The organism is Streptococcus infantis (genome assembly GCF_047463175.1).
Taxonomy (GTDB): Bacteria; Bacillota; Bacilli; order Lactobacillales; family Streptococcaceae; genus Streptococcus; species Streptococcus infantis_AC.
In genome coordinates this window covers 268,068-288,773 of sequence record NZ_JASHEJ010000003.1, presented here as the reverse complement: position 1 = coordinate 288,773, position 20,706 = coordinate 268,068, and the positions used below count along the sequence as shown (strand labels likewise).

The window sequence follows — 20,706 nt, the reverse complement described above, 5'->3', positions numbered from 1 at the left end:
TTTTATTATTCTTCATCTGGTGTGAGAATCATCGGAATGATGATTGGTTCACGTTCAGTGTTTTCGTAAAGGAATGGTCGAATAGCGTTTACGATAGCACCATTGACAGATTGGACGCTGGCATCCTTGTTTTTCAAAGCGATACGAATAGCATTGAAAAGGATGCGTTGACTTTGGCGAATCAAGTCGCCAGATTCGCGCATGTAGACGAAACCACGACTAAGGATATCTGGTCCAGAAATAATCATCTGAGACTCAAAGTCTACCGTTGCGACAGCAAGTACAACACCATCTTCGGATAGGTCTCGGCGGTCTTTTAGGACTGCTGCTCCGATTTCGCCGATCCGATTTCCATCGACGTAGATATCTTGAGCATTGAAATGACCAGCGATACGAGCAGAGTTTGCAGTAAGGGCAAGGACATCACCATTACTCATGATAAAGATATTGTCCTTCTCAACTCCAGTATCTACGGCAAGTCCAGCATGAACTTTCTGCATACGATATTCACCGTGGACAGGCATGAAGTATTTTGGTTTGATGAGGCGGAGCATGAGTTTTTGTTCCTGCTGGCCACCGTGTCCAGATGTATGGATGTTGTTAATCTTACCATGGATTACTTCAACACCAGCTTCAGAAATGATATTAATCAATTTGTTAACGCTAGTGGTGTTTCCTGGGATTGGACTAGATGAGAAGATAACCGTATCACCAGGTTGGAGTTGCACTTGACGGTGGGTTCCGTTAGCGATACGAGAGAGAGCCGCCATAGGTTCACCCTGGCTACCTGTACAAAGGATAAGAATTTCACCTGCAGGGTAGTCTTTGATTTCATTTGGTTCGATAAAGGTTCCCTTAGGAGCTTTGATGTAGCCAAGCTCAATCCCATTGACAATAGCTTTCTCCATAGAGCGGCCAAAGACAGCGATTTTACGACCAGTCTTAACAGCAGCATCAGTCGCTTGCTGGAGACGGAAGATATTTGAGGCAAAGGAAGCAAAGATGATACGTCCTTCGATACTTTGGATAATCTTCATGATAGACTGACCAACGACTTTTTCAGAGTTTGTAAAGGTTGGCACTTCAGCATTTGTCGAGTCAGAGAGTAAGCAAAGCACTCCGTCTTCACCTAGGGCTGCCATACGGTGCAAGTCTGCAGGTTCACCAACTGGTGTAAAGTCAAACTTGAAGTCACCCGTACAGACGATTTTCCCTTGAGGTGTATGGATGACGATACCCAAAGGTTCTGGGATAGAGTGAGTAGTTCTAAAGAAAGTTGCTTTAAGATTTTTAAAGGTCAACTCAGTGTTGTGGTTGATTTCGTGAAGTGTAGCATTGCGCAAAAGACCATGCTCTTCGAGTTTTCCACGGATCAAAGCGAGGGCTAGTGGACCTGCATAGATAGGGATATTTGCTTGCTTGAGCAAGAACGGAATCCCACCAATATGGTCCTCGTGTCCGTGGGTAATCAAGAGAGCCTTGACGCGGTCGATATTTTCGACAATGTAAGAGTAATCAGGGATAACGTAGTCGATACCAAGAAGATCATCCTCGGGGAATTTAATCCCTGCATCAACGATGATGATTTCGTCTTGATATTCGATACCATATGTGTTTTTTCCGATTTCTCCTAGACCACCAATGGCAAAAACGCCCACTTCTTCTGGTTTAAGAGTATAGGCCATATTAGAACTCCGTAATTTCGAATGCGCCAGTTTCTTTTTCGTAGTCTAGCAATTTGTCTGACAAGAGCTCGATATATTCAACGTTGAATTCTGGACGGTTTTTTTCAACAAGTTCACGGGCAATGATACGTCCCTCAAGTTCTGAGTTAGCATCAATGTCTAAGTAAAGTGAGCGTGTTGTTTCACGACGTGGGCTACGGTCTTTTGTTTCTTGATAAAAAACTTTGTAAATCATGTGTTTCCTTTCTGTTTTCAGGTCAGCTGTATTCAAAAAATTACCAGCTTGAAGCTGTTTGTTTCTATTTCATTTTCTGCCTGTATTGACCTTGATTCGTTACAATTATCTCAATTATAACATAAAAAGGGGAATTAGTAAAAGCAGGAAACATGAAAGTAAGGAGCTTGAAATGCGTTTCATTTTACCTTGTATAAGTATTTGAAGACCTCAGATTCAAATGCTATAATAAAGATAGAAAAGAGGTTTTTCTTTATTAAGGAGGGTGCGATATGTTTCAACTAGCTATTATCATTCGTCTTCTGGCCTTTGCGGCATTCGTTGCCTGTGTTTACGGAGGAAATGTTTTGTATACTCGGCTAGAGTATCAGAAATCCAAACTCATTTGGAAGATTGGCTTCGTGACTCTGTATTCGTTTTTCCTTCTTCTTGTGACCTATGTGGTCTGGTTTGTGTTTTACTTTGGTTTGAATTCTTGAGTATTTGTGTCCTGTCTGTTTGGCAGGACAATTTTGTTTGGAAACAAAGAAAATTCCCATGTGTCGGCTTTTGTAGTATAATAGTAAACAGACAAAAAGATAGGAATGTGTTATGAAAGTATTAGCTTTTGATACGTCCAGCAAGGCTCTTTCTCTAGCTATTTTAGAGGATAAGCAGCTTCTTGCCGAGACTACGATAAATATCAAGAAAAATCACAGCATTACCCTCATGCCGGCCATCGATTTTTTGATGACCAGTCTAGATTTGACGCCCAAGGATTTGGATCGAATCGTCGTGGCAGAGGGACCAGGTAGTTATACAGGTTTGCGAATCGCAGTAGCCACTGCCAAGACCCTGGCTCATACCCTAAACATTGAGTTAGTAGGGATGTCTAGCCTTTTAGCCCTGGTACCGAATCAACAGGAAGGTCTGGTTGTTCCTTTGATGGATGCACGCCGTAACAATGTATACGCAGGATTTTATGAACATGCTCAACATGTCTTTCCACAAGCGCATCTGTCCTTTGCGGAAGTCCTTGAGCAAGTCAAGGATGCTGACCAGGTAACCTTTGTCGGTGAAGTGGGTCCCTTTGTCGAGCAGATTCAAGAGCAATTACCACAGGCTAACTATCAAGAAACCTTACCAAATGCAGCGAATCTAGCTCTTTGGGCTTGGGATAAGGAAGCAGACTCTTTGCATGACTTTGTGCCAAATTACCTCAAGCGTGTAGAAGCTGAGGAAAACTGGCTCAAGAATCACACCGAGTCTGGAGAATCTTACATCAAACGCCTATGATTGAAATCAAACGAATCCAACAGCAGCCTGATGTGGCACAAGCTATCTACGAAGTGATGACAGATGTTTATCCCGTCAGTCCTTGGACGTTGGAACAAATCCAAGCAGACCTGTCTCAAGACCAGACTTGGTATGCTCTAGCTTATGATGGGGAAGAAGTGATAGGTTTTATAGCAATTCAGGAGAATCTTTTTGAAGCAGAAGTCCTGCAAATTGCTGTCAAAAAAGCCTATCAAGGACAGGGGATAGCATCAGACTTGTTTGCAACTTTACCGACGGACAAGGAGATTTTCCTCGAAGTCAGAAAGTCAAATCAAAGAGCGCAAGCATTTTACAAGAAAGAAAAAATGGCAGTCATCGCTGAGCGAAAGGCCTATTACCATAGTCCAGTTGAGTACGCCATTATCATGAAGAGAGAAATAGATGAAGGATAGATATATTTTAGCATTTGAGACATCCTGTGATGAGACCAGTGTCGCCGTCCTGAAAAACGACGATGAGCTCTTGTCCAATGTCATTGCTAGTCAAATTGAGAGTCATAAACGTTTTGGTGGCGTGGTGCCAGAAGTGGCTAGCCGCCACCATGTTGAAGTCATTACAGCCTGTATCGAGGAGGCGTTAGCAGAAGCAGGAATTACTGAAAACGATGTGGCAGCTGTGGCGGTTACCTACGGACCAGGCTTGGTCGGAGCCTTGCTTGTTGGTTTGTCAGCTGCCAAGGCCTTTGCTTGGGCACATTGCCTTCCTTTGATTCCTGTGAATCACATGGCTGGTCATCTCATGGCAGCTCAAAGTGTGGAGCCTTTGGAATTCCCCTTGTTAGCTCTTTTAGTCAGTGGTGGACACACAGAGTTGGTCTATGTGTCTGAGGCTGGTGATTACAAGATTGTTGGCGAAACACGTGATGATGCAGTTGGTGAGGCCTATGATAAGGTCGGCCGTGTCATGGGCTTGACCTATCCAGCAGGTCGTGAGATTGATGAGTTAGCTCATCAAGGTCAGGATGTGTATGATTTTCCTCGTGCCATGATTAAGGAAGACAATCTGGAGTTTTCATTCTCAGGGTTGAAGTCTGCCTTTATCAATTTGCACCACAATGCCGAGCAGAAGGGAGAAAGTTTATCCAAGGAAGACCTATCCGCATCCTTCCAAGCAGCAGTCATGGATATTCTCATGGCAAAAACCAAGAAGGCCTTGGAGAAATATCCTGTTAAAACCCTAGTCGTGGCTGGTGGTGTGGCGGCCAATAAAGGTCTTAGAGAACGCTTAGCAGCTGAAATCACAGATGTCAAGGTTATCATTCCTCCTCTGCGACTTTGCGGAGACAATGCAGGAATGATTGCCTACGCTAGCGTTAGCGAGTGGAACAAAGAAAACTTTGCAGGCTTGGAGCTAAATGCCAAACCTAGCCTGGCTTTTGATACCATGGAATAAAGAGTTAGCCTAGGGTTAGCTCTTTTATCTTGGACAAATGCCCGAGTTTTTTAGTATAGTAGAAATATGAGATTAAAAAAAACAATGAGTGTTGTGCTTGCTCTTGGAGCTTTATTGCTCTGTATGTCAGCTTGCCAGCATATTCCAAAGACACAATTGATTCTATTTGAGTCACTGTCATTCAATATGTCCCTCAAATCCCTTGAAAAAGTGTTTGGAGAAGCTGATGAAGTGATAGAAGAAACGGAAACCGCCTTTCGGGACACTTGGCATGCAAGGGATCCTTATTTCTATAAAACAGGCCGGCTTTTCTATCATTACGAAAATATTGCATTGAATGGTTATACAGGTCGAGCGGATTTCACATTTTCAAAATCACATCGCTTGGAAGAAGTGACAGTTCATATTCCTGTAGCTTCAAAAATGGAGCAACAAGTAGCGCTCTACAATTTATCCCAGACTATAAAAAAAGAAATTGAAGCTCTTCCGACTATCAAATCCGTAACTACCGAGACAGTAGGATTATACGATGATGGCTATCGCTATAAAGTCAAATTGCAAGGCCAAAGGAGAGAACTCTGGGTTGATGTCTACCCGATAGAAGATGAATATACTGAAAAAAATGAAGGCTATAAGTATAGAATTCGAATTGATCAATTTCTCATGTATCCATAATGAACCATACTGTTCAGGGTCTGATACTTGCTATTAGTTTCAAATTCCAGACTGTTTTCTCCTCTTTGAATGTGTTATAATAATTTTTGCTGTGACTGTCTGGAAAGCAGTTGATGAAGGAATGAATAGTGAGGAGGTTTATGAAAGAAAAAGGATTTTGGGATGGTGTGCAGGCTGCTGTACCGACGGCTTTAGGTTATATCAGCATCGGTCTTGCTTGTGGCATTATTGGTTCCCCTTATGTAACCCCTGTAGAGATGGGCTTGATGAGCCTCTTTGTCTATGCTGGGAGCGCCCAGTTCGCCATGATAGCCTTAATAGCAGTTCAAGCACCTGTGGCAGCCATAGCTATGACGGTCTTTTTGATCAATCTGCGTCTCTTTTTGTTGAGTTTGCATGCGTCGACTTATTTCCGCCACACTAGTCTCTGGCATAATATCGGAATGTCTAGTCTCTTGACCGATGAGACTTACGGGGTCTTGATGGGAGAGTTGGTTCATACGGATAAGATCAACCCTATGTGGATGCATGGAAACAATCTCAATAGCTATATTTCTTGGTTTTTGGGAACAGTTGTTGGAACAGCTCTTGGTGGGCTTTTACCAAATCCGGAAGTTTTTGGCTTAGATTTTGCTCTAGTGGGGATGTTTATTGGGATTTTCACTTCCCAGTTTCAGATTATGCAAAAACGGATTCCCTTACGTAATCTCTTCATCATTCTGGGAGTTGTTGCTGTTTCCTTTTTTGTGCTCTTGACAGTAGTGTCTCAGTCGCTAGCTGTCCTATTTGCGACCTTGTTGGGTTGTACCATGGGGGTGATTTTGGATGGTCAGTAAGTATATTTTAATGGCAATCGTCTTTTCTGGCTTGGTGACTTGGATTCCGAGAATGATTCCTTTCATCCTTGCTAAGTACAAGGGGTTGCCGCCTATTGTCGAACGCTTTTTGAAATTTCTACCAGTTTCTATTATTTTTGCCTTGATTCTTTCAAGTGTGGTGACAGGAAAAGTTGGAAGCTTCCTACAGATAAAATGGTTAGACTTTTTAGCAGTCTTTCCGACAGCCTTTGTGGCTTTTCGTTACCGCAATCTAGTGGGGATGGTTCTCTTTGGAGTAGTCTTGATAGCAGTCCTACGTTTGGTTTTTTAATCAGCCATAAAGAAAACCTATCACAAATATAGAAATCATATAATGGCGCAATCTCATTTTTTCTGTTAAGATAAGACTGTATTTTATTTTGGAGGAATTATCATGAAAAAAATCGTTAAATATTCATCACTTGCTGCCCTAGGGCTTGTTGCCGCAGGTGTATTAGCAGCTTGCTCAGGCGGTGAGAAGAAAGATGCTGCAACTAGTGAAGCAACATCTGGTAAGAAAGAAATTATCGTAGCGACTAACGCTTCACCAAAACCATTTAACTATGAAGATAATGGTGAGTTGACTGGTTACGAAATCGAAGTTATTCGTGCTATCTTTAAAGACTCTGACAAATATGATGTCAAGTTTGAAAAGACAGAATGGTCAGGTATCTTTGCAGGTCTTGACGCAGATCGTTACCAAATGGCAGTTAACAACATCAGCTACACTAAAGAACGTGCAGAAAAATATCTTTATGCAGCACCAACTGCCCAAAACCCTAATGTCCTTGTAGTGAAGAAAGATGACAACAGCATCAAATCACTCGATGATATCGGTGGAAAATCTACTGAAGTCGTTCAGGGAACAACATCAGCTAAACAGCTAGAAGAATACAACAAACAACATACAGATAATCCAACTGTCCTTAACTATACAAAAGCTGATTTCCAACAAATCATGTCTCGCTTGAGTGACGGACAATTCGACTACAAGATTTTTGATAAAATCGGTGTAGAAACAGTTATCAAAAACCAAGGTTTGGATAACTTGAAAGTCATCGAACTTCCAAGCGACCAACAACCTTACGTATACCCACTTCTTGCAAAAGGTCAAGATGAATTGAAATCATTTGTAGACAAACGCATCCAAGAACTATATAAAGACGGAACTCTTGAAAAACTATCTCAACAGTTCTTCGGTGGTTCTTACCTCCCAGCAGAAGCGGACATTAAATAAGTTTGTAAATCATCCGCTCTCTCGTAGGTGGATGATTTTGCAACTTTTAGACATATAGTTTCAAACTATATGTCTGCCTATCTTATAACAATTTGCGAAATCAAATAAAGTATGAGATACTATTACGGTATTATTTTTAAAGGAGAACGAATCATGAAAATCAAAAAATGGTTAAGCGTAGCAGCGATTGCTACAGTAGCAGGCTTTACACTTGCAGCTTGCGGAAATTCAGACAAGAAAGCGGACAATACAACTACAGTTAAAATTGCAACAGTTAACCGTAGTGGTTCAGAAGAAGCACGTTGGGACAAAATCCAAGAATTGGTTGAAAAAGATGGAATTAAATTGGAATTCACAGAGTTTACAGACTACTCACAACCAAACAAAGCAACTGCTGATGGTGAAGTAGACTTGAACGCTTTCCAACACTACAACTTCTTGAACAACTGGAACAAAGAAAACGGTAAAGACCTTGTAGCGATTGCAGATACTTATATCTCACCAATCCGCCTTTACTCAGGTAAAAATGGGGAAGAAAACAAGTATACTAAAGTGGAAGAAATCCCAAATAACGGTGAAATTGCAATTCCAAACGATGCTACTAACGAAAGCCGTGCCCTTTACCTTCTTCAATCAGCAGGTTTGATTAAATTGGATGTTTCAGGAACTGAACTTGCTACCATCGCAAACATCAAAGAAAATCCAAAGAACTTGAAAATTACTGAATTGGATGCTAGCCAAACAGCTCGTTCATTGACTTCAGTTGATGCAGCAGTTGTAAACAACACTTTTGTTACAGAAGCAAAATTGGACTACAAGAAAGCACTCTTTAAAGAGCAAGCTGACGAAAACTCAAAACAATGGTACAACATCATCGTTGCGAAAAAAGATTGGGAATCATCACCTAAAGCTGATGCAATCAAGAAAATTATCGCAGCTTACCACACTGACGAAGTGAAAAAAGTCATCGAAGAAACTTCAGACGGCTTGGATCAACCAGTTTGGTAATAAACACAGGGAGGTGGGAGAGATTTTTTCCACCTCTTGCTTTTATATAGAGACTAAAGAAAAGGAACATCCACTTGTATTGATTCTAAAGGTACAAGTCCTAGTAGAAAGGTAGAGAGAAAATGGTTTTCCCTAGCCAAGAAGAGCAAATTGAAAAGTTTGAAAAGGATCATGTAGCGCAGCATTACTTTGAAGTTTTGCGTACCTTGATTTCTAAAAAATCAGTCTTTGCCCAACAAGTTGGCCTGAAAGAGGTGGCTCGTTATCTAGGCGAAATCTTCAAGCGCGTAGGTGCAGAGATCGAGATTGACGAGAGCTATACAGCACCTTTTGTCATGGCGCATTTTAAAAGTTCACGCCCAAATGCCAAGACTATCATTTTCTACAACCACTATGACACAGTACCAGCAGATGGTGATCAAGTTTGGACAGAGGATCCATTTACGCTCTCTGTGCGTGATGGCATTATGTATGGACGCGGGGTTGATGATGACAAGGGGCATATCACTGCCCGCTTGAGTGCTCTTAGAAAATACATGCAGCATCATGATGATCTACCAGTCAATATCAGTTTCATCATGGAAGGAGCTGAAGAGTCTGCTTCTATGGACTTGGACAAATATCTAGAAAAACACGCGGATAAGCTTCGTGGTGCGGATTTGTTAGTCTGGGAACAAGGAACCAAAAATGCCTTGGAACAGCTAGAAATCTCTGGTGGGAACAAGGGGATTGTGACCTTTGATGCCAAGGTTAAGAGTGCCGATGTGGATATCCACTCTAGCTACGGCGGAATTGTAGAGTCAGCTCCCTGGTATCTCATTCAAGCTTTGACCAGTTTGCGAGCTGCAGATGGAAGTATTTTAGTCGAGGGCTTGTACGATGATGTGCAGGAGCCTAATGAACGTGAGTTGGCCTTGGTTGAAACCTATGCCCAACGCAACCCAGAGGAGATCAGCCAGATTTATGGCTTGGAATTGCCTCTTTTACAAGAGGAACGTACAGCCTTTCTCAAACGATTCTTCTTTGAACCAGCGCTCAATATCGAAGGAATTCAGTCTGGCTATCAAGGGCAAGGAGTTAAAACGATTTTGCCGGCTGAGGCTAGTGCCAAGCTAGAAGTCCGTTTGATTCCAGGGCTTGAACCCCATGATGTTTTGGAGAAAATCCGGAAACAACTAGACAAAAACGGCTTTGATAAGGTAGAATTGTACTATACTTTGGGTGAGATGAGCTATCGAAGTGACATGAGTGCGCCGGCCATTCTCAATGTTATTGAGCTGGCCAAGAAATTCTATCCACAGGGCGTATCTGTCTTACCGACAACTGCAGGGACAGGTCCTATGCATACGGTATTCGATGCCTTAGAAGTACCGATGGTTGCCTTTGGTCTAGGAAATGCTAATAGTCGAGACCATGGTGGAGACGAAAATGTGCGAATCGCCGACTATTACACCCATATTGAATTAGTAGAGGAGCTGATTAGAAGTTATGAGTAGAGACATTATCAAGTTAGACCAGATTGATGTGACTTTCCACCAAAAGAAAAGAATCATCACAGCGGTCAAGGATGTGACCATTCACATCCAAGAAGGGGATATCTACGGAATCGTTGGATATTCTGGAGCAGGGAAATCAACCCTAGTTCGTGTGATTAACCTTTTGCAAAAACCATCTGCAGGTAGAATTACCATTGATGATGATGTGATTTTTGATGGCAAGGTGACCTTGACAGCAGAGCAATTACGCCATAAACGTCAAGATATTGGGATGATTTTTCAACACTTTAACCTGATGAGTCAAAAAACAGCTGAGGAAAACGTGGCTTTTGCACTTAAACACTCAGGACTCAGTAAGGATGAAAAGAAAGCCAAAGTTGCTGAATTATTGGAATTGGTTGGCCTAGCAGACCGTGCTGAAAACTATCCGTCTCAACTATCTGGGGGACAAAAACAACGTGTGGCTATTGCGCGTGCTTTGGCCAATGATCCAAAAATCTTGATTTCAGACGAGTCAACTTCTGCCCTAGACCCTAAGACAACCAAGCAGATTTTAGCTTTGCTTAAAGATTTAAACCAAAAATTAGGCTTGACCATTGTCTTAATCACGCATGAAATGCAGATTGTCAAAGATATTGCTAACCGCGTAGCAGTGATGCAGGATGGACGTTTGATTGAAGAGGGTAGTGTTCTTGAGATCTTCTCAGATCCTAAACAACCATTGACCCAGGACTTCATTTCAACAGCTACTGGAATTGATGAAGCCATGGACAAAATCGAGCAGCAGGAAATTGTGGAACACCTATCTGAGAGTAGCCTCTTGGTGCAACTCAAGTATGCAGGAGCCTCTACAGATGAGCCGCTTTTGAATGAATTATACAAACATTATCAAGTCACAGCCAATATCCTTTACGGGAATATTGAGATTCTTGACGGCACCCCTGTTGGTGAATTAGTAGTTGTCTTATCAGGAGAAAAAGAAGCTCTTGCAGAGGCGCAAGAAGCTATTCGTCAAGCTGGTGTGCAACTAAAAGTATTGAAGGGAGGACAGCAAGATGGCAGAATTGATTAAAACATACTTACCAAACGTCTATAAGATGGGTTGGTCTGGTCAGGCTGGCTGGGGAACAGCAATCTACTTGACCCTTTATATGACGGTTCTTTCCTTTATCATCGGAGGTTTCCTAGGGCTGGTTGCAGGACTTTTCCTTGTCTTGACAGCTCCAGGTGGTGTCTTGGAAAATAAAGTTGTTTTCTGGATTTTAGACAAGATTACCTCTATCTTCCGTGCGGTGCCATTTATCATTCTCTTGGCTGTCTTGTCACCCTTCTCTCATCTAATCGTAGGGACAAGTATCGGACCAAATGCGGCTATTGTACCCCTATCTTTTGCAGTCTTTGCCTTCTTTGCCCGTCAAGTACAGGTGGTATTGGCTGAGCTAGATGGTGGTGTCATCGAGGCAGCTCAAGCTAGCGGAGCTACTTTCTGGGACATCGTAGGTGTTTACCTATCAGAAGGTCTACCAGACTTGATCCGTGTGACAACTGTAACCTTGATTTCCCTTGTCGGTGAAACAGCTATGGCGGGAGCGGTCGGAGCAGGTGGTATCGGTAACGTAGCTATCGCCTATGGATTTAACCGTTTCAATCATGATGTAACAGTCCTTGCGACTCTCATCATTATCCTGATTATCTTTACAATTCAGTTCTTGGGAGACTTTTTGACCAAGAAATTAAGTCATAAATAAAAAGAGCCAGTTGGCTCTTTTTTATGATGTTTTATGTGCTAATTTTTTACTAATTGTTTGTCCAATCAGGGCACCAAGTAAAGCGCCGATGAGAATACTTGTGATAAAGAGGAGGATATTAGCAGGATTCGGTGCAACCATAATGCGATCGATATAGTCCTGAGATTTTCCACGAGCGATTAGAGTGGCTATATAAGCTTGAGGGGTTATCCACATAAGTAGGATGGGACCAGTAGTTCCAAAAGCAAATACTAGGAAGGAGAGAAGGTTCTTGACCTTATCCTTGTAATGTCCTAAGTGTGCGATTCCATCTGCTGCAAGCCCGCAGATAATCCCTGGCAGAAAAGCTCCAGCACCATGCTTGCTCCCGAGGAAAAAGAGAGAGATAACGAGCCCAATCGTTGTAATCGCTCCAAAGCGAGGAACCTTTGCTAAAAGGATCATATAGACGCTACCACCCACAAGAGCAGAAAAGGCAGGGGCGTAAAACATATTTCCAGTATGGTCGACAAGGCTTCCTAGTAGAACCCCCACTCCGATACAGAGAAAGTAGACAAGGGCAGCCACAAGAGTTGTCAAGATATTCTTTTTCATAAATTCTCCTTCGTATATCTGATGGTTTTCATTGTACCATGCTTGTGGCAGATTGTAAATGCTGGCCTACATTTGCTATTTGTCCGTAAACTAGATGAAAAAGGAATAGACTAAAGCTATTTCTTTACTCCTCTGACTGTCCCAATCCCTTTATTTATGGTAAAATAGGACTATTAAGTTAGAAAGAGGATTCTCTATGAAATTACAAAAACCAAAAGGAACGCAGGATATTTTACCTGCTGAGTCTGCCAAGTGGCAGTACGTTGAAGGCTTTGCGCGTGAAATTTTCAAACGCTACAACTACGCAGAAGTGCGTACTCCTATTTTCGAGCATTATGAAGTCATCAGTCGTTCTATTGGAGACACAACCGATATCGTAACCAAGGAAATGTATGATTTCTATGACAAGGGTGATCGCCATATTACCCTCCGTCCAGAAGGAACTGCTCCAGTCGTTCGTTCTTATGTGGAAAACAAACTCTTCGCACCAGAAGTTCAAAAACCAAGCAAGTTCTACTACATGGGGCCAATGTTCCGCTATGAGCGCCCACAAGCAGGTCGTTTACGCCAATTCCACCAGATTGGTGTGGAGTGCTTTGGCTCTAGCAATCCAGCTACCGATGTAGAAACTATCGCTATGGCAGCTCACTTCTTGAAAACAATTGGTGTTCAAGGTGTCAAACTACACCTCAACACTCTTGGAAATCCTGAGAGCCGTACAGCCTACCGTCAAGCCTTGATTGACTACTTAACACCGCTCAAAGATAGCTTGTCTAAGGATAGCCAACGTCGTTTGGAGGAAAATCCTCTTCGTGTCTTGGACTCGAAGGAAAAAGAAGACAAGGTGGCCGTGGAGAATGCACCATCTATCTTGGATTACCTGGATGAAGAAAGCCAAGCCCACTTTGATGCTGTTCGCCAGATGTTGGAAAATCTCGGAGTAGACTATATCATCGATACCAATATGGTGCGTGGTCTGGACTACTACAACCACACCATCTTTGAGTTTATCACAGAGATTGAGGGCAATGACTTGACAGTCTGTGCAGGTGGTCGCTACGATGGCTTGGTTGCTTACTTCGGGGGTCCTGAGACTGCTGGCTTTGGCTTTGGACTTGGTGTAGAGCGTCTTCTTTTAGTCCTTGAAAAACAAGGGGTGGCCCTACCTATCGAAAACGCTCTCGACGTCTATATTGCTGTCCTTGGTGAAGAGGCTAATCTGAAGGCTTTGGAGTTGGTACAAGCTCTTCGCCAACAAGGCTTCAAAGCAGAGCGTGATTACCTCAACCGTAAACTCAAAGCTCAGTTTAAGTCAGCCGATGTTTTTGGAGCTAAGACTCTTATCACTCTAGGAGAGAGTGAAGTCGAAAGTGGACAAGTCAAGGTTAAGAACAACCAAACTCGAGAGGAAGTAGAAGTTTCGCTTGAAACTATTAGCAAAAATTTCTCAGAAATATTTGAAAAGTTGGTATAAAAGAACCCAAAAAAGCTAGGAAAAAACTCCTAGCTTTTTTGAATAAAAAGTACCAAAAAGACACAAATTTTAGAAAAAATCATAAACGAAAAGTATTAGTTGGATAAATAAAAATTTTGGTTAAAATTTATTGACTTTCGCCCTCTATCACTGTATTATTGAATAGTATAGAATAAATATTTTGCGCCCTAATTTAGGTGTGGTGGAAATATTTATGCATAATTCAAATCTTATAAAGAGATGATGGCTAAATGAGAGTTTGGAGAAAAGGAAATGAATATTAAAAAATCAACAAAATATTCACTATTGACAATTGGGATTTTAACTACCTTCCAATTAGGTCAAGTGCATGTCAAAGCTGATACAATTGATTTTTCAAAAAATACGGTTGTTCAAAATCAGGATGAAAAAGACACTTCATTAAATAAGAACTCAAATCAAAAGAGTGAAGCCACTGCTAATGATAAGAAAGAGCCGGTTGCTAATGAGGGAAAGCCTGCAGCTTTAACGCCGGAAAACTCTACTTCTACAACGGAAGTGGCAGAAAAGGAAGTAGACAAGTCTCCTGCTGAGAAGGAAGTTGCTGAAGAAAAACCAGTAGCAGAACAACCAAAAGCGGAACAACCTGTCCAAGAGCAACCAACAACTGAGCAGCCAAAAGCAGAACAGCCTAAGGTAGAAAAACCAGCAGCTGAAACAACACCTGAAGAAGAACTGAAAAAGTTGTCAGAGACACCTCAAGAGGGGGTAACGACTCCTAAAGAGGAACCGAAAGCTCCTAAAGATGAATCAGCAGCTCCTAGAGCTCGTCGTAGAAGAGCTGCTACTAGCAATACAAAAGTATATGAAGATGCAACATACGGTAAGTATGTAAAGGCTACGGATTTCGGATTAGATACAACTGGTAAGGTTGAAGCAAGTGATGCTCTTCAAAAAGCTCTGAAAGCAGCCAATGAGGTTGAGGGTGGAGCTGCCGTAATGGTTTCAGGGAATGTCCTCTTGAAGAAAACCTTGGTTATCGATGAGAACTATGCCAATGTAAAAGGTTTGATTGGTAGTGGTCCAAGTCGTAACAATACAAAAATCTTGTTCAACAAAAAACAAGATGGAGAGCACGATCCTGAAACAAACTTGACGGATAACCGTTACGAGTCTGCAATCCTCATTCAAAATCAGAAGGACTTTACTGTAGGTCGCTTGACTGTTGAACATACCTATGATTCATCAGACTACACTAAGGATAATGAGTTTTACCGTAAAGGAAAATCTTACTTTGGACGTTCAAACGGGATCTACGTAAATGATTCTTCAAATGTTACGATCAATGACGTTCGTGCTATGAAATTCAACAGAGCCGGTGTCTTCTTTAGTTCAAGTAAGGCGACTGCTCAAGAGTATGATGCTAGCGGGAAGCCAATCCGTTATAGCAGTATCTCTGAAAAGGTTTCAAATGAAGTCAAGTCTATTGGAGATCCAGATGTTCCTATCATGGACGGTAACAAGGTAACCAACTCTTTCCTTCATAACAACCGTGTTGCTGGTGTTATGTTCGGTTACCAACGTAATTTTGTGGTAGACAATAATATCTTGTCATACAACGGTCATGTGTTGGACGGTGGTACTGGATATGGTGCTGCCTCAATGGCAGGGTCTTATAATGATGGCATTACCTATACTGGAAACTATACAAACTACAACTACCGTAAAGGCTTGGATATTCACGACGGGAATAAAATCCTCATCGAAAATAACGTCTCACTTGGAGACCGTTTGAATGGTATTGAGGTTTATAACCGTGCCAATCCAATGACAGATGTCATTATTCGTAACAACAAGGTAACACAAGATCCAAACTCTAAGTTGGAAAACGATGATGATGATCCAGCTCGTTACCGTGGTTACACAGCCATCTCTATCCTGACAAATGAGAAAAACCATAAATGGACCAAACCTCTTGATAAAGGTCGTTACGTCATTTCAAATAACACCATTGAAGGTTTGACAAAACCATTTGAAAATGGACAACTAGGAACGTTTGGTATTCTCTTTAGAAACAACGAAAGTTCAAACGATTATAGTCTAAACATTGAAGGAAACACCATCACTGGTGATTCGACAGACTATATCATCTCTGTCAACAACAATACTGCTCAAGCATCTAGAGGTGTTGAAGGTGGCGGTTCAGGTGACATCACTATTTCAAGAAACAAGATTGAAGTAGATGACATCAAGCAGTTACCGATTTACATCAATGATGATACAACTTATGTAGCAAGTGTTATTGACCGTACAACTGGTAAACGTGTCAACAAGGTTACAAAAGTACCATTTACCAAAACTAGAGGAAGTATCAATATTGACAACAATGAGTTGACTGTATCGAAAATCAAATCAAGATGGAAGAATGCGGTCGCTATTGAAAGCACAAACGCAGCTTCTATTGATGTCAATAGCAATACCTTTAAGTATAAAGACAATGAGCCGTGGCAACGTTATGATGTTACCCGTAAAACGGACGGTAGGGTTATCAAAGACATAATGCAAGCTTTCTTTGGTATCAACCGTCTAAACGACACTGTTAAAGTAACAGCTACAGACAATAAATTCATCGCCGACACACCAAACAAGAATGGTTTCTTTAGACTATACAATGGTGATTGGGTGAACTTAAATGCTAAGAGTAATAATGTCTTCCTTGGACGTAATACTCTAGATGGGAAGCCACTAGCTCCAGTAGATATCGTTGGTGATAAAACGGTTGAAACACTTCGTACAACAACAACGACAGAGTACATCATCGAAACTCGTGAGACAGATGAACTTCCTATCGGATTTAAAGAAACTGTACAAAAAGGTGTACCTGGTAAGAAAGTTAATGTTTATAAGATTACCAAAGTTGGTGATACAATTGTAGGTCGTCAGATTGAATCTGAGGAAGTAATTCAAGAGCCTACGAGAGAAATCGTCTTGATTGGTACAGCGACAGAAACATTTGAGACTGTTACTGAGAAAGAAACTGTTGCATACGAAACAGAAATTAGAACTGACCCAACAAAACCAAAAACTTATCAATTTGAAAATCAAGCTGGTAAGAATGGTTCTGTTGAAAAGACTTATCAAATCAGAAAACTGAATGGTAAGGAAGCCGGTAAGACTTTGACGTCTGAAACAGTGATTGACCAACCAGTCAAACGCATTATCACAGTTGGTAGTGCAGTAGAAAAAGTAGAATACACTACTGAAATCAAAGATGTAGACTTTGAAACTGTGGTTGAATATGACTATACGAAACCAAAAGGTTACGAAGAAGTCCGTCAAGACGGTGAGAAAGGTCGTATTGAAAGTCAATATAAACTTACCTACCTCAATGATGAACTTGTTGACCGTAGCTTAGTCAATGAAAACACCCTAAAAGAGAAGAAGAACAAGATTGTTGTTAAAGGTCTAGGTGTGGTTGTATCAATCAGATCCGTAGTTGTTGTCGAAGAAAAAGACTACAACAAGGTTATCGAAAAAGATGAAACCCAACCAGAAGGCTACAGCAAGATTACTCAAGTCGGATCTCCTGGTACCATCACAACAACTTATGAAGTGACCTATGAGGACGATGTAGAAGTTGCTCGTAAAGAAATCTCAAAAGTTGAGGATCCAAAAGCTGTAGACGAAATCACAGTAATCGGTACTTCTAAGATGACAGAACGTACTTTGGATGAGCAGGTTGATGTTCCGTTCAAGACAGTTTATGTTTCTGACAATACACTTCCGGCAGGAGAAAGTGTTGTCGACGAAGAAGGAAGTCCTGGACAAATTATCCGTACTTTCTTGGTAAGCTATCGAAATGGTAAAGAAATCGGTCGTACCATCGTTTCTGAACATAAGATTACAGATGCAGTCAACCGTGTCGTTCGTGTCGGAAATGCGACACCTATTGTGGAAACAACTGAGCTTATAGATGAGACAGAATCAATCGATTACAATACTTTCAAAGAGTTTTCAGACCAACTTCCTGCAGGAACAACTAAGGTTATCCAACCAGGTAAGAAAGGTCAGAAAACAAATCGTTACTCTGTAACGAAAGTGAATGGAGAAGAGACATCTCGTTCATTTGTAGAATCTAACATTACTACAGATCCAGTAGATGAGATCATCCAAGTTGGAACTCGTATCAAAGAAATTAGAGAAGCAAGCGAGACAAGTCGAATTCCATTTACCATTAAGGTTCGTAAAGACACCACGAAGCCAATCGGCTACCGAGTGACTGAGGCAGAAGGTCAAGACGGTGAGAAGACAGACCTCTATAAAGTAACCTACATCAATGGTACTGAAACAAAACGCGAACATCTCAAGACAACAGTCGTTAAAGAAGCTGTTGACAAGGTGATTGTCGAAGGTGCCGGAGTAGAACGTGCCCTCTTTGAAATTCAAGAAGAAAAGATTACAAGCACAACTGAGTACCGCAATGACGATACTCTTCCAGAAGGTGAAACGAAGATTACCCAAGTCGGTGAAGAAGGACTTCTTCGTAAGACGATTGAAAAACGATACTTTAATGATGAATTGCGCTCTACGAAATTAGTAGACAGCAAACTAATCAAAGAAGCAACTCCTACTATCATCTTAGTAGGTACAAAACACGTGCCAACTATCAAGGTAGAGCAGGATATTCAAACTGAGAAGATTGCCTATAAGACTCAAAAGATTGAGGATCCAGACCTACCAAAAGGTCAAACTAAGGTAGTTCAAGTGGGTCGAACTGGTCTCATTGAGAAAGTTTACCAACTAACCTACAAAGACGGAGTCTTGATTAAGACAGACTTGATCAGTAGCAAGGAAGTTCAAAAAGTTCAAGATGAGATTATCCATATCGGTACTCAAGTCACTGAAACTAAGGAAATCAACGCAACAAGTCCAATTCCATATAATGTTATTATCCGTAAGGATAAGACCAAGCCAGTTGGATACAGTTTTGTTGAAGTAGAGGGCCAAGAGGGAACTCAAACAGATTACTATCAAGTAACGTATGTCAATGGTAAGGAAACCAAGCGTGAACACCTCAGAACTGTCATTACAACTCAACCTGTCAATAAAGTCCTAGTTGAAGGTTCTGGTATTGAACGTACAATCTTCGAAATTCAAGAAGAGAGAATCACAAGTCCAACGGAATTCCGTAATGATGACACTCTTCCAGAAGGTGAAACGAAGATTATCCAAGAAGGTCAAGATGGTCTAATCCATAAGACAATCGAGAAGCAATACTTCAATGACGAAGAACGTTCTTCAAGATTAATTGAAAGTAAAGTTGTCAGAGAAGCAGTCCCGACAATCATTTTAGTAGGAACAAAACATGTTCCAAACATTAAAGTGAAACAGGATACACGAATCGAAGAGACTAACTTTAGAACTGTTACTGTCATTGATGAAAACTTGCCGAAGGGTGAACGTAAGCTTGTTCAAGAAGGTCGTCCTGGCCAAGTAGAAAAAGTTTATCAACTAACTTATAAAGATGGAATTTTGGTCAAGACTGATTTGATTAGCGTCAAGGAGTTGACTCCAGCCCTCGAACAGATCATCCATATCGGTTCTCAAGTGACTGAAACTAGGGAAATCAGCACAACAAGTGCAATTCCTTACAACACTATCATTCGCGAAGACAAGTCTAAGCCTACTAGCTATCGTCTGGTCGAAGTAGAAGGTCAAGAAGGAACTCAAACAGACTACTATCAAGTAACCTACGTCAATGGCAAAGAAACTCAACGTGAGTATCTAAGAACTGTGATTACGACTCAACCTGTCAATCAAGTTCTTGTAGTGGGTGCTGGAGTTGAGCGTACAGTCTTGGTAACTGAGGATGAAGTTATTACTCATGAAACTGAATATCGCAATGACGATAGCTTGCCAGAAGGTGAAACTAGAGTCTTCCAAGAAGGCCAAGATGGGCTGATCCATAAGACTTTTGAAAAATACTACTTCAATGATGAAGAACGTTCTGCAACATTGGTTGATACGAAAGTAATCCGAAAAGCAGTAAATCGTGTTATTTTAGTAGGAACAAAACGAGTCCCTACTATTACAACAGAAGAACTCATCCAAGTAGAAGAAGTAGCCTTTGAGAAACAAACAGTTGAAAATGCAGAGCTAGCAAAAGGAACTGTGAATGTTTTACAAGAAGGCAAGGCAGGTAGACGACAAGATGTGTATCGCTTGACTCTTGAGGATGGAGTTGTAATCAAGAAAGAATTGATTCGCTCAGAAATCCTAGAAAAACCACAAGCAGAGATCACTGAGATCGGAACCAAGCAAGTTTCTTCTATTATAGAAGAAAACATCCAAGTAGAAGAGATTGACTTTGAGAAACAAATAGTTGAAAATCCTAAGTTAGCCCAAGGAACTACTATACTTCTACAAAAAGGAAAACCTGGCAAACGTCAATATGTTTATCGTTTGACTCTTCAGGATGGAGTTGTGATCAAGAAAGAATTGATTGGCTCAGAAGTCTTAGAAGAACCACAAACAGAGATTATTGAAATCGGAACACTGGTTGAAAAACCACAGGCTCACACCCCTGAGTTTCAACCACTGGTTGAGAAGCCAGAATTGAAACCCAAATCAAAACCAATGGCACCAGCCGATAAGGTTATCCCAGCAGTTCCAACTCCTAAACAGGAGGAGGAAATGAAGCCAGTAGCAGTTTCAGCTCAAGAACCACAAACAGCTGAAGCGCCAGTTGTCCAAGATCAGCTCTTGCCAGAGACTGGAGACCAGTCAAACTGGTGGATTAGCCTACTTGGAATCTTGATGATGTTCTTAACAATGGTCGGCATTAAAGAGAAAAAAGACGACTGTTAAATACAAAATTCGTATAAAACGATAGAAAAAAAGAATATTTCTAGCAAAAAAAAACAAAAATCTTTTAAAAAAACCTTTAAAGTGCTTGTAAAAGGATTTAAAAAATGCTATGATATGTCTGATTAAATTAAAGGAGTTTATT

The 20,706-nt window shown here is 41.2% G+C and carries 17 protein-coding genes; 14 read left to right on the top strand and 3 right to left on the bottom strand.

Annotation, left to right across the window (positions count from 1 at the left end; genetic code table 11):
• Nucleotides 1-5: 5 nt before the first annotated feature.
• The gene (gene rnjA / locus QM859_RS07645; protein ID WP_414262674.1) at nucleotides 6-1,685 is read right to left on the bottom strand and encodes a ribonuclease J1; all 1,680 of its coding nucleotides are present in this window, start codon (nucleotides 1,683-1,685) and stop codon (nucleotides 6-8) included.
• 1 nt (nucleotide 1,686) lies between these two features.
• Nucleotides 1,687-1,920, bottom strand: a complete 234-nt coding sequence (locus tag QM859_RS07640) for a DNA-dependent RNA polymerase subunit epsilon (RefSeq protein ID WP_049496700.1) — start codon at nucleotides 1,918-1,920, stop codon at nucleotides 1,687-1,689.
• 272 nt (nucleotides 1,921-2,192) lie between these two features.
• Here QM859_RS07640 and QM859_RS07635 point away from each other — a divergent pair, with 272 nt between their 5' ends.
• The 12 genes from QM859_RS07635 to QM859_RS07580 all read left to right on the top strand — a co-directional run bounded on the left by QM859_RS07635 (nucleotide 2,193) and on the right by QM859_RS07580 (nucleotide 11,650).
• Nucleotides 2,193-2,399 (top strand): hypothetical protein, encoded by a 207-nt coding sequence (locus tag QM859_RS07635; RefSeq protein ID WP_414254168.1) that lies wholly within the window; start codon nucleotides 2,193-2,195, stop codon nucleotides 2,397-2,399.
• A gap of 112 nt (nucleotides 2,400-2,511) precedes the next feature.
• Complete coding sequence (gene tsaB / locus QM859_RS07630; protein WP_414262673.1) at nucleotides 2,512-3,195, top strand: tRNA (adenosine(37)-N6)-threonylcarbamoyltransferase complex dimerization subunit type 1 TsaB; 684 nt, start codon at nucleotides 2,512-2,514, stop codon at nucleotides 3,193-3,195.
• Complete coding sequence (gene rimI, locus QM859_RS07625) at nucleotides 3,192-3,629, top strand: ribosomal protein S18-alanine N-acetyltransferase (RefSeq protein WP_414262672.1); 438 nt, start codon at nucleotides 3,192-3,194, stop codon at nucleotides 3,627-3,629. The genes tsaB and rimI overlap by 4 nt, the downstream gene beginning before the upstream one ends.
• A complete protein-coding gene (gene tsaD, locus QM859_RS07620) occupies nucleotides 3,619-4,629 on the top strand; it encodes a tRNA (adenosine(37)-N6)-threonylcarbamoyltransferase complex transferase subunit TsaD (RefSeq protein ID WP_414262671.1) in 1,011 nt (336 codons plus the stop codon). The genes rimI and tsaD overlap by 11 nt, the downstream gene beginning before the upstream one ends.
• 66 nt (nucleotides 4,630-4,695) lie before the next feature.
• Nucleotides 4,696-5,304, top strand: a complete 609-nt coding sequence (locus QM859_RS07615; protein WP_414262670.1) for a hypothetical protein — start codon at nucleotides 4,696-4,698, stop codon at nucleotides 5,302-5,304.
• A 140-nt stretch (nucleotides 5,305-5,444) separates the two neighbouring features.
• Complete coding sequence (locus QM859_RS07610) at nucleotides 5,445-6,140, top strand: AzlC family ABC transporter permease (protein WP_414262669.1); 696 nt, start codon at nucleotides 5,445-5,447, stop codon at nucleotides 6,138-6,140.
• Complete coding sequence (locus QM859_RS07605; RefSeq protein WP_414262668.1) at nucleotides 6,130-6,453, top strand: AzlD domain-containing protein; 324 nt, start codon at nucleotides 6,130-6,132, stop codon at nucleotides 6,451-6,453. The genes QM859_RS07610 and QM859_RS07605 overlap by 11 nt, the downstream gene beginning before the upstream one ends.
• Before the next feature lie 102 nt (nucleotides 6,454-6,555).
• Nucleotides 6,556-7,398 (top strand): amino acid ABC transporter substrate-binding protein, encoded by an 843-nt coding sequence (locus QM859_RS07600; RefSeq protein ID WP_414262666.1) that lies wholly within the window; start codon nucleotides 6,556-6,558, stop codon nucleotides 7,396-7,398.
• A 153-nt stretch (nucleotides 7,399-7,551) separates the two neighbouring features.
• On the top strand, nucleotides 7,552-8,406 hold the full coding sequence (locus tag QM859_RS07595; RefSeq protein ID WP_414262665.1) for a MetQ/NlpA family ABC transporter substrate-binding protein: 855 nt from the start codon (nucleotides 7,552-7,554) through the stop codon (nucleotides 8,404-8,406).
• A 122-nt stretch (nucleotides 8,407-8,528) separates the two neighbouring features.
• A complete protein-coding gene (locus tag QM859_RS07590) occupies nucleotides 8,529-9,902 on the top strand; it encodes a M20 family metallopeptidase (RefSeq protein WP_414262664.1) in 1,374 nt (457 codons plus the stop codon).
• The gene (locus QM859_RS07585) at nucleotides 9,895-10,974 is read left to right on the top strand and encodes a methionine ABC transporter ATP-binding protein (protein WP_414262663.1); all 1,080 of its coding nucleotides are present in this window, start codon (nucleotides 9,895-9,897) and stop codon (nucleotides 10,972-10,974) included. Before QM859_RS07590 ends, QM859_RS07585 begins: the two co-directional genes overlap by 8 nt.
• A complete protein-coding gene (locus QM859_RS07580; RefSeq protein ID WP_373076139.1) occupies nucleotides 10,958-11,650 on the top strand; it encodes a methionine ABC transporter permease in 693 nt (230 codons plus the stop codon). The genes QM859_RS07585 and QM859_RS07580 overlap by 17 nt, the downstream gene beginning before the upstream one ends.
• Nucleotides 11,651-11,671: 21 nt before the next feature.
• Here the strand turns inward: QM859_RS07580 and QM859_RS07575 are convergent, their stop codons facing one another.
• On the bottom strand, nucleotides 11,672-12,244 hold the full coding sequence (locus QM859_RS07575; RefSeq protein ID WP_414262662.1) for an MptD family putative ECF transporter S component: 573 nt from the start codon (nucleotides 12,242-12,244) through the stop codon (nucleotides 11,672-11,674).
• A 196-nt stretch (nucleotides 12,245-12,440) separates the two neighbouring features.
• Here QM859_RS07575 and hisS point away from each other — a divergent pair, with 196 nt between their 5' ends.
• Together hisS and QM859_RS07565 are read left to right on the top strand one after the other, a co-directional pair.
• Complete coding sequence (hisS, locus tag QM859_RS07570) at nucleotides 12,441-13,718, top strand: histidine--tRNA ligase (protein WP_414262661.1); 1,278 nt, start codon at nucleotides 12,441-12,443, stop codon at nucleotides 13,716-13,718.
• Nucleotides 13,719-13,991: 273 nt separating this feature from the next.
• Entirely contained in the window at nucleotides 13,992-20,564 is a 6,573-nt protein-coding gene (locus QM859_RS07565; protein ID WP_414262660.1) for a G5 domain-containing protein, read from the top strand.
• Nucleotides 20,565-20,706 lie beyond the last annotated feature (142 nt).

Bases quoted from the DNA above. Each gene is read 5' to 3' on its own strand.
- QM859_RS07605 (WP_414262668.1), top strand. From the start codon at position 6,130: ATGGTCAGTAAGTATATTTTAATGGCAATCGTCTTTTCTGGCTTGGTG.
- QM859_RS07610 (WP_414262669.1), top strand. From the start codon at position 5,445: ATGAAAGAAAAAGGATTTTGGGATGGTGTGCAGGCTGCTGTACCGACG.
- QM859_RS07580 (WP_373076139.1), top strand. From the start codon at position 10,958: ATGGCAGAATTGATTAAAACATACTTACCAAACGTCTATAAGATGGGT.
- QM859_RS07575 (WP_414262662.1), bottom strand. From the start codon at position 12,244: ATGAAAAAGAATATCTTGACAACTCTTGTGGCTGCCCTTGTCTACTTT.
- QM859_RS07590 (WP_414262664.1), top strand. From the start codon at position 8,529: ATGGTTTTCCCTAGCCAAGAAGAGCAAATTGAAAAGTTTGAAAAGGAT.
- rnjA (WP_414262674.1), bottom strand. From the start codon at position 1,685: ATGGCCTATACTCTTAAACCAGAAGAAGTGGGCGTTTTTGCCATTGGT.
- rimI (WP_414262672.1), top strand. From the start codon at position 3,192: ATGATTGAAATCAAACGAATCCAACAGCAGCCTGATGTGGCACAAGCT.
- QM859_RS07565 (WP_414262660.1), top strand. From the start codon at position 13,992: ATGAATATTAAAAAATCAACAAAATATTCACTATTGACAATTGGGATT.
- QM859_RS07640 (WP_049496700.1), bottom strand. From the start codon at position 1,920: ATGATTTACAAAGTTTTTTATCAAGAAACAAAAGACCGTAGCCCACGT.
- QM859_RS07600 (WP_414262666.1), top strand. From the start codon at position 6,556: ATGAAAAAAATCGTTAAATATTCATCACTTGCTGCCCTAGGGCTTGTT.
- tsaB (WP_414262673.1), top strand. From the start codon at position 2,512: ATGAAAGTATTAGCTTTTGATACGTCCAGCAAGGCTCTTTCTCTAGCT.
- QM859_RS07615 (WP_414262670.1), top strand. From the start codon at position 4,696: ATGAGATTAAAAAAAACAATGAGTGTTGTGCTTGCTCTTGGAGCTTTA.
- QM859_RS07585 (WP_414262663.1), top strand. From the start codon at position 9,895: ATGAGTAGAGACATTATCAAGTTAGACCAGATTGATGTGACTTTCCAC.
- QM859_RS07635 (WP_414254168.1), top strand. From the start codon at position 2,193: ATGTTTCAACTAGCTATTATCATTCGTCTTCTGGCCTTTGCGGCATTC.
- hisS (WP_414262661.1), top strand. From the start codon at position 12,441: ATGAAATTACAAAAACCAAAAGGAACGCAGGATATTTTACCTGCTGAG.
- QM859_RS07595 (WP_414262665.1), top strand. From the start codon at position 7,552: ATGAAAATCAAAAAATGGTTAAGCGTAGCAGCGATTGCTACAGTAGCA.
- tsaD (WP_414262671.1), top strand. From the start codon at position 3,619: ATGAAGGATAGATATATTTTAGCATTTGAGACATCCTGTGATGAGACC.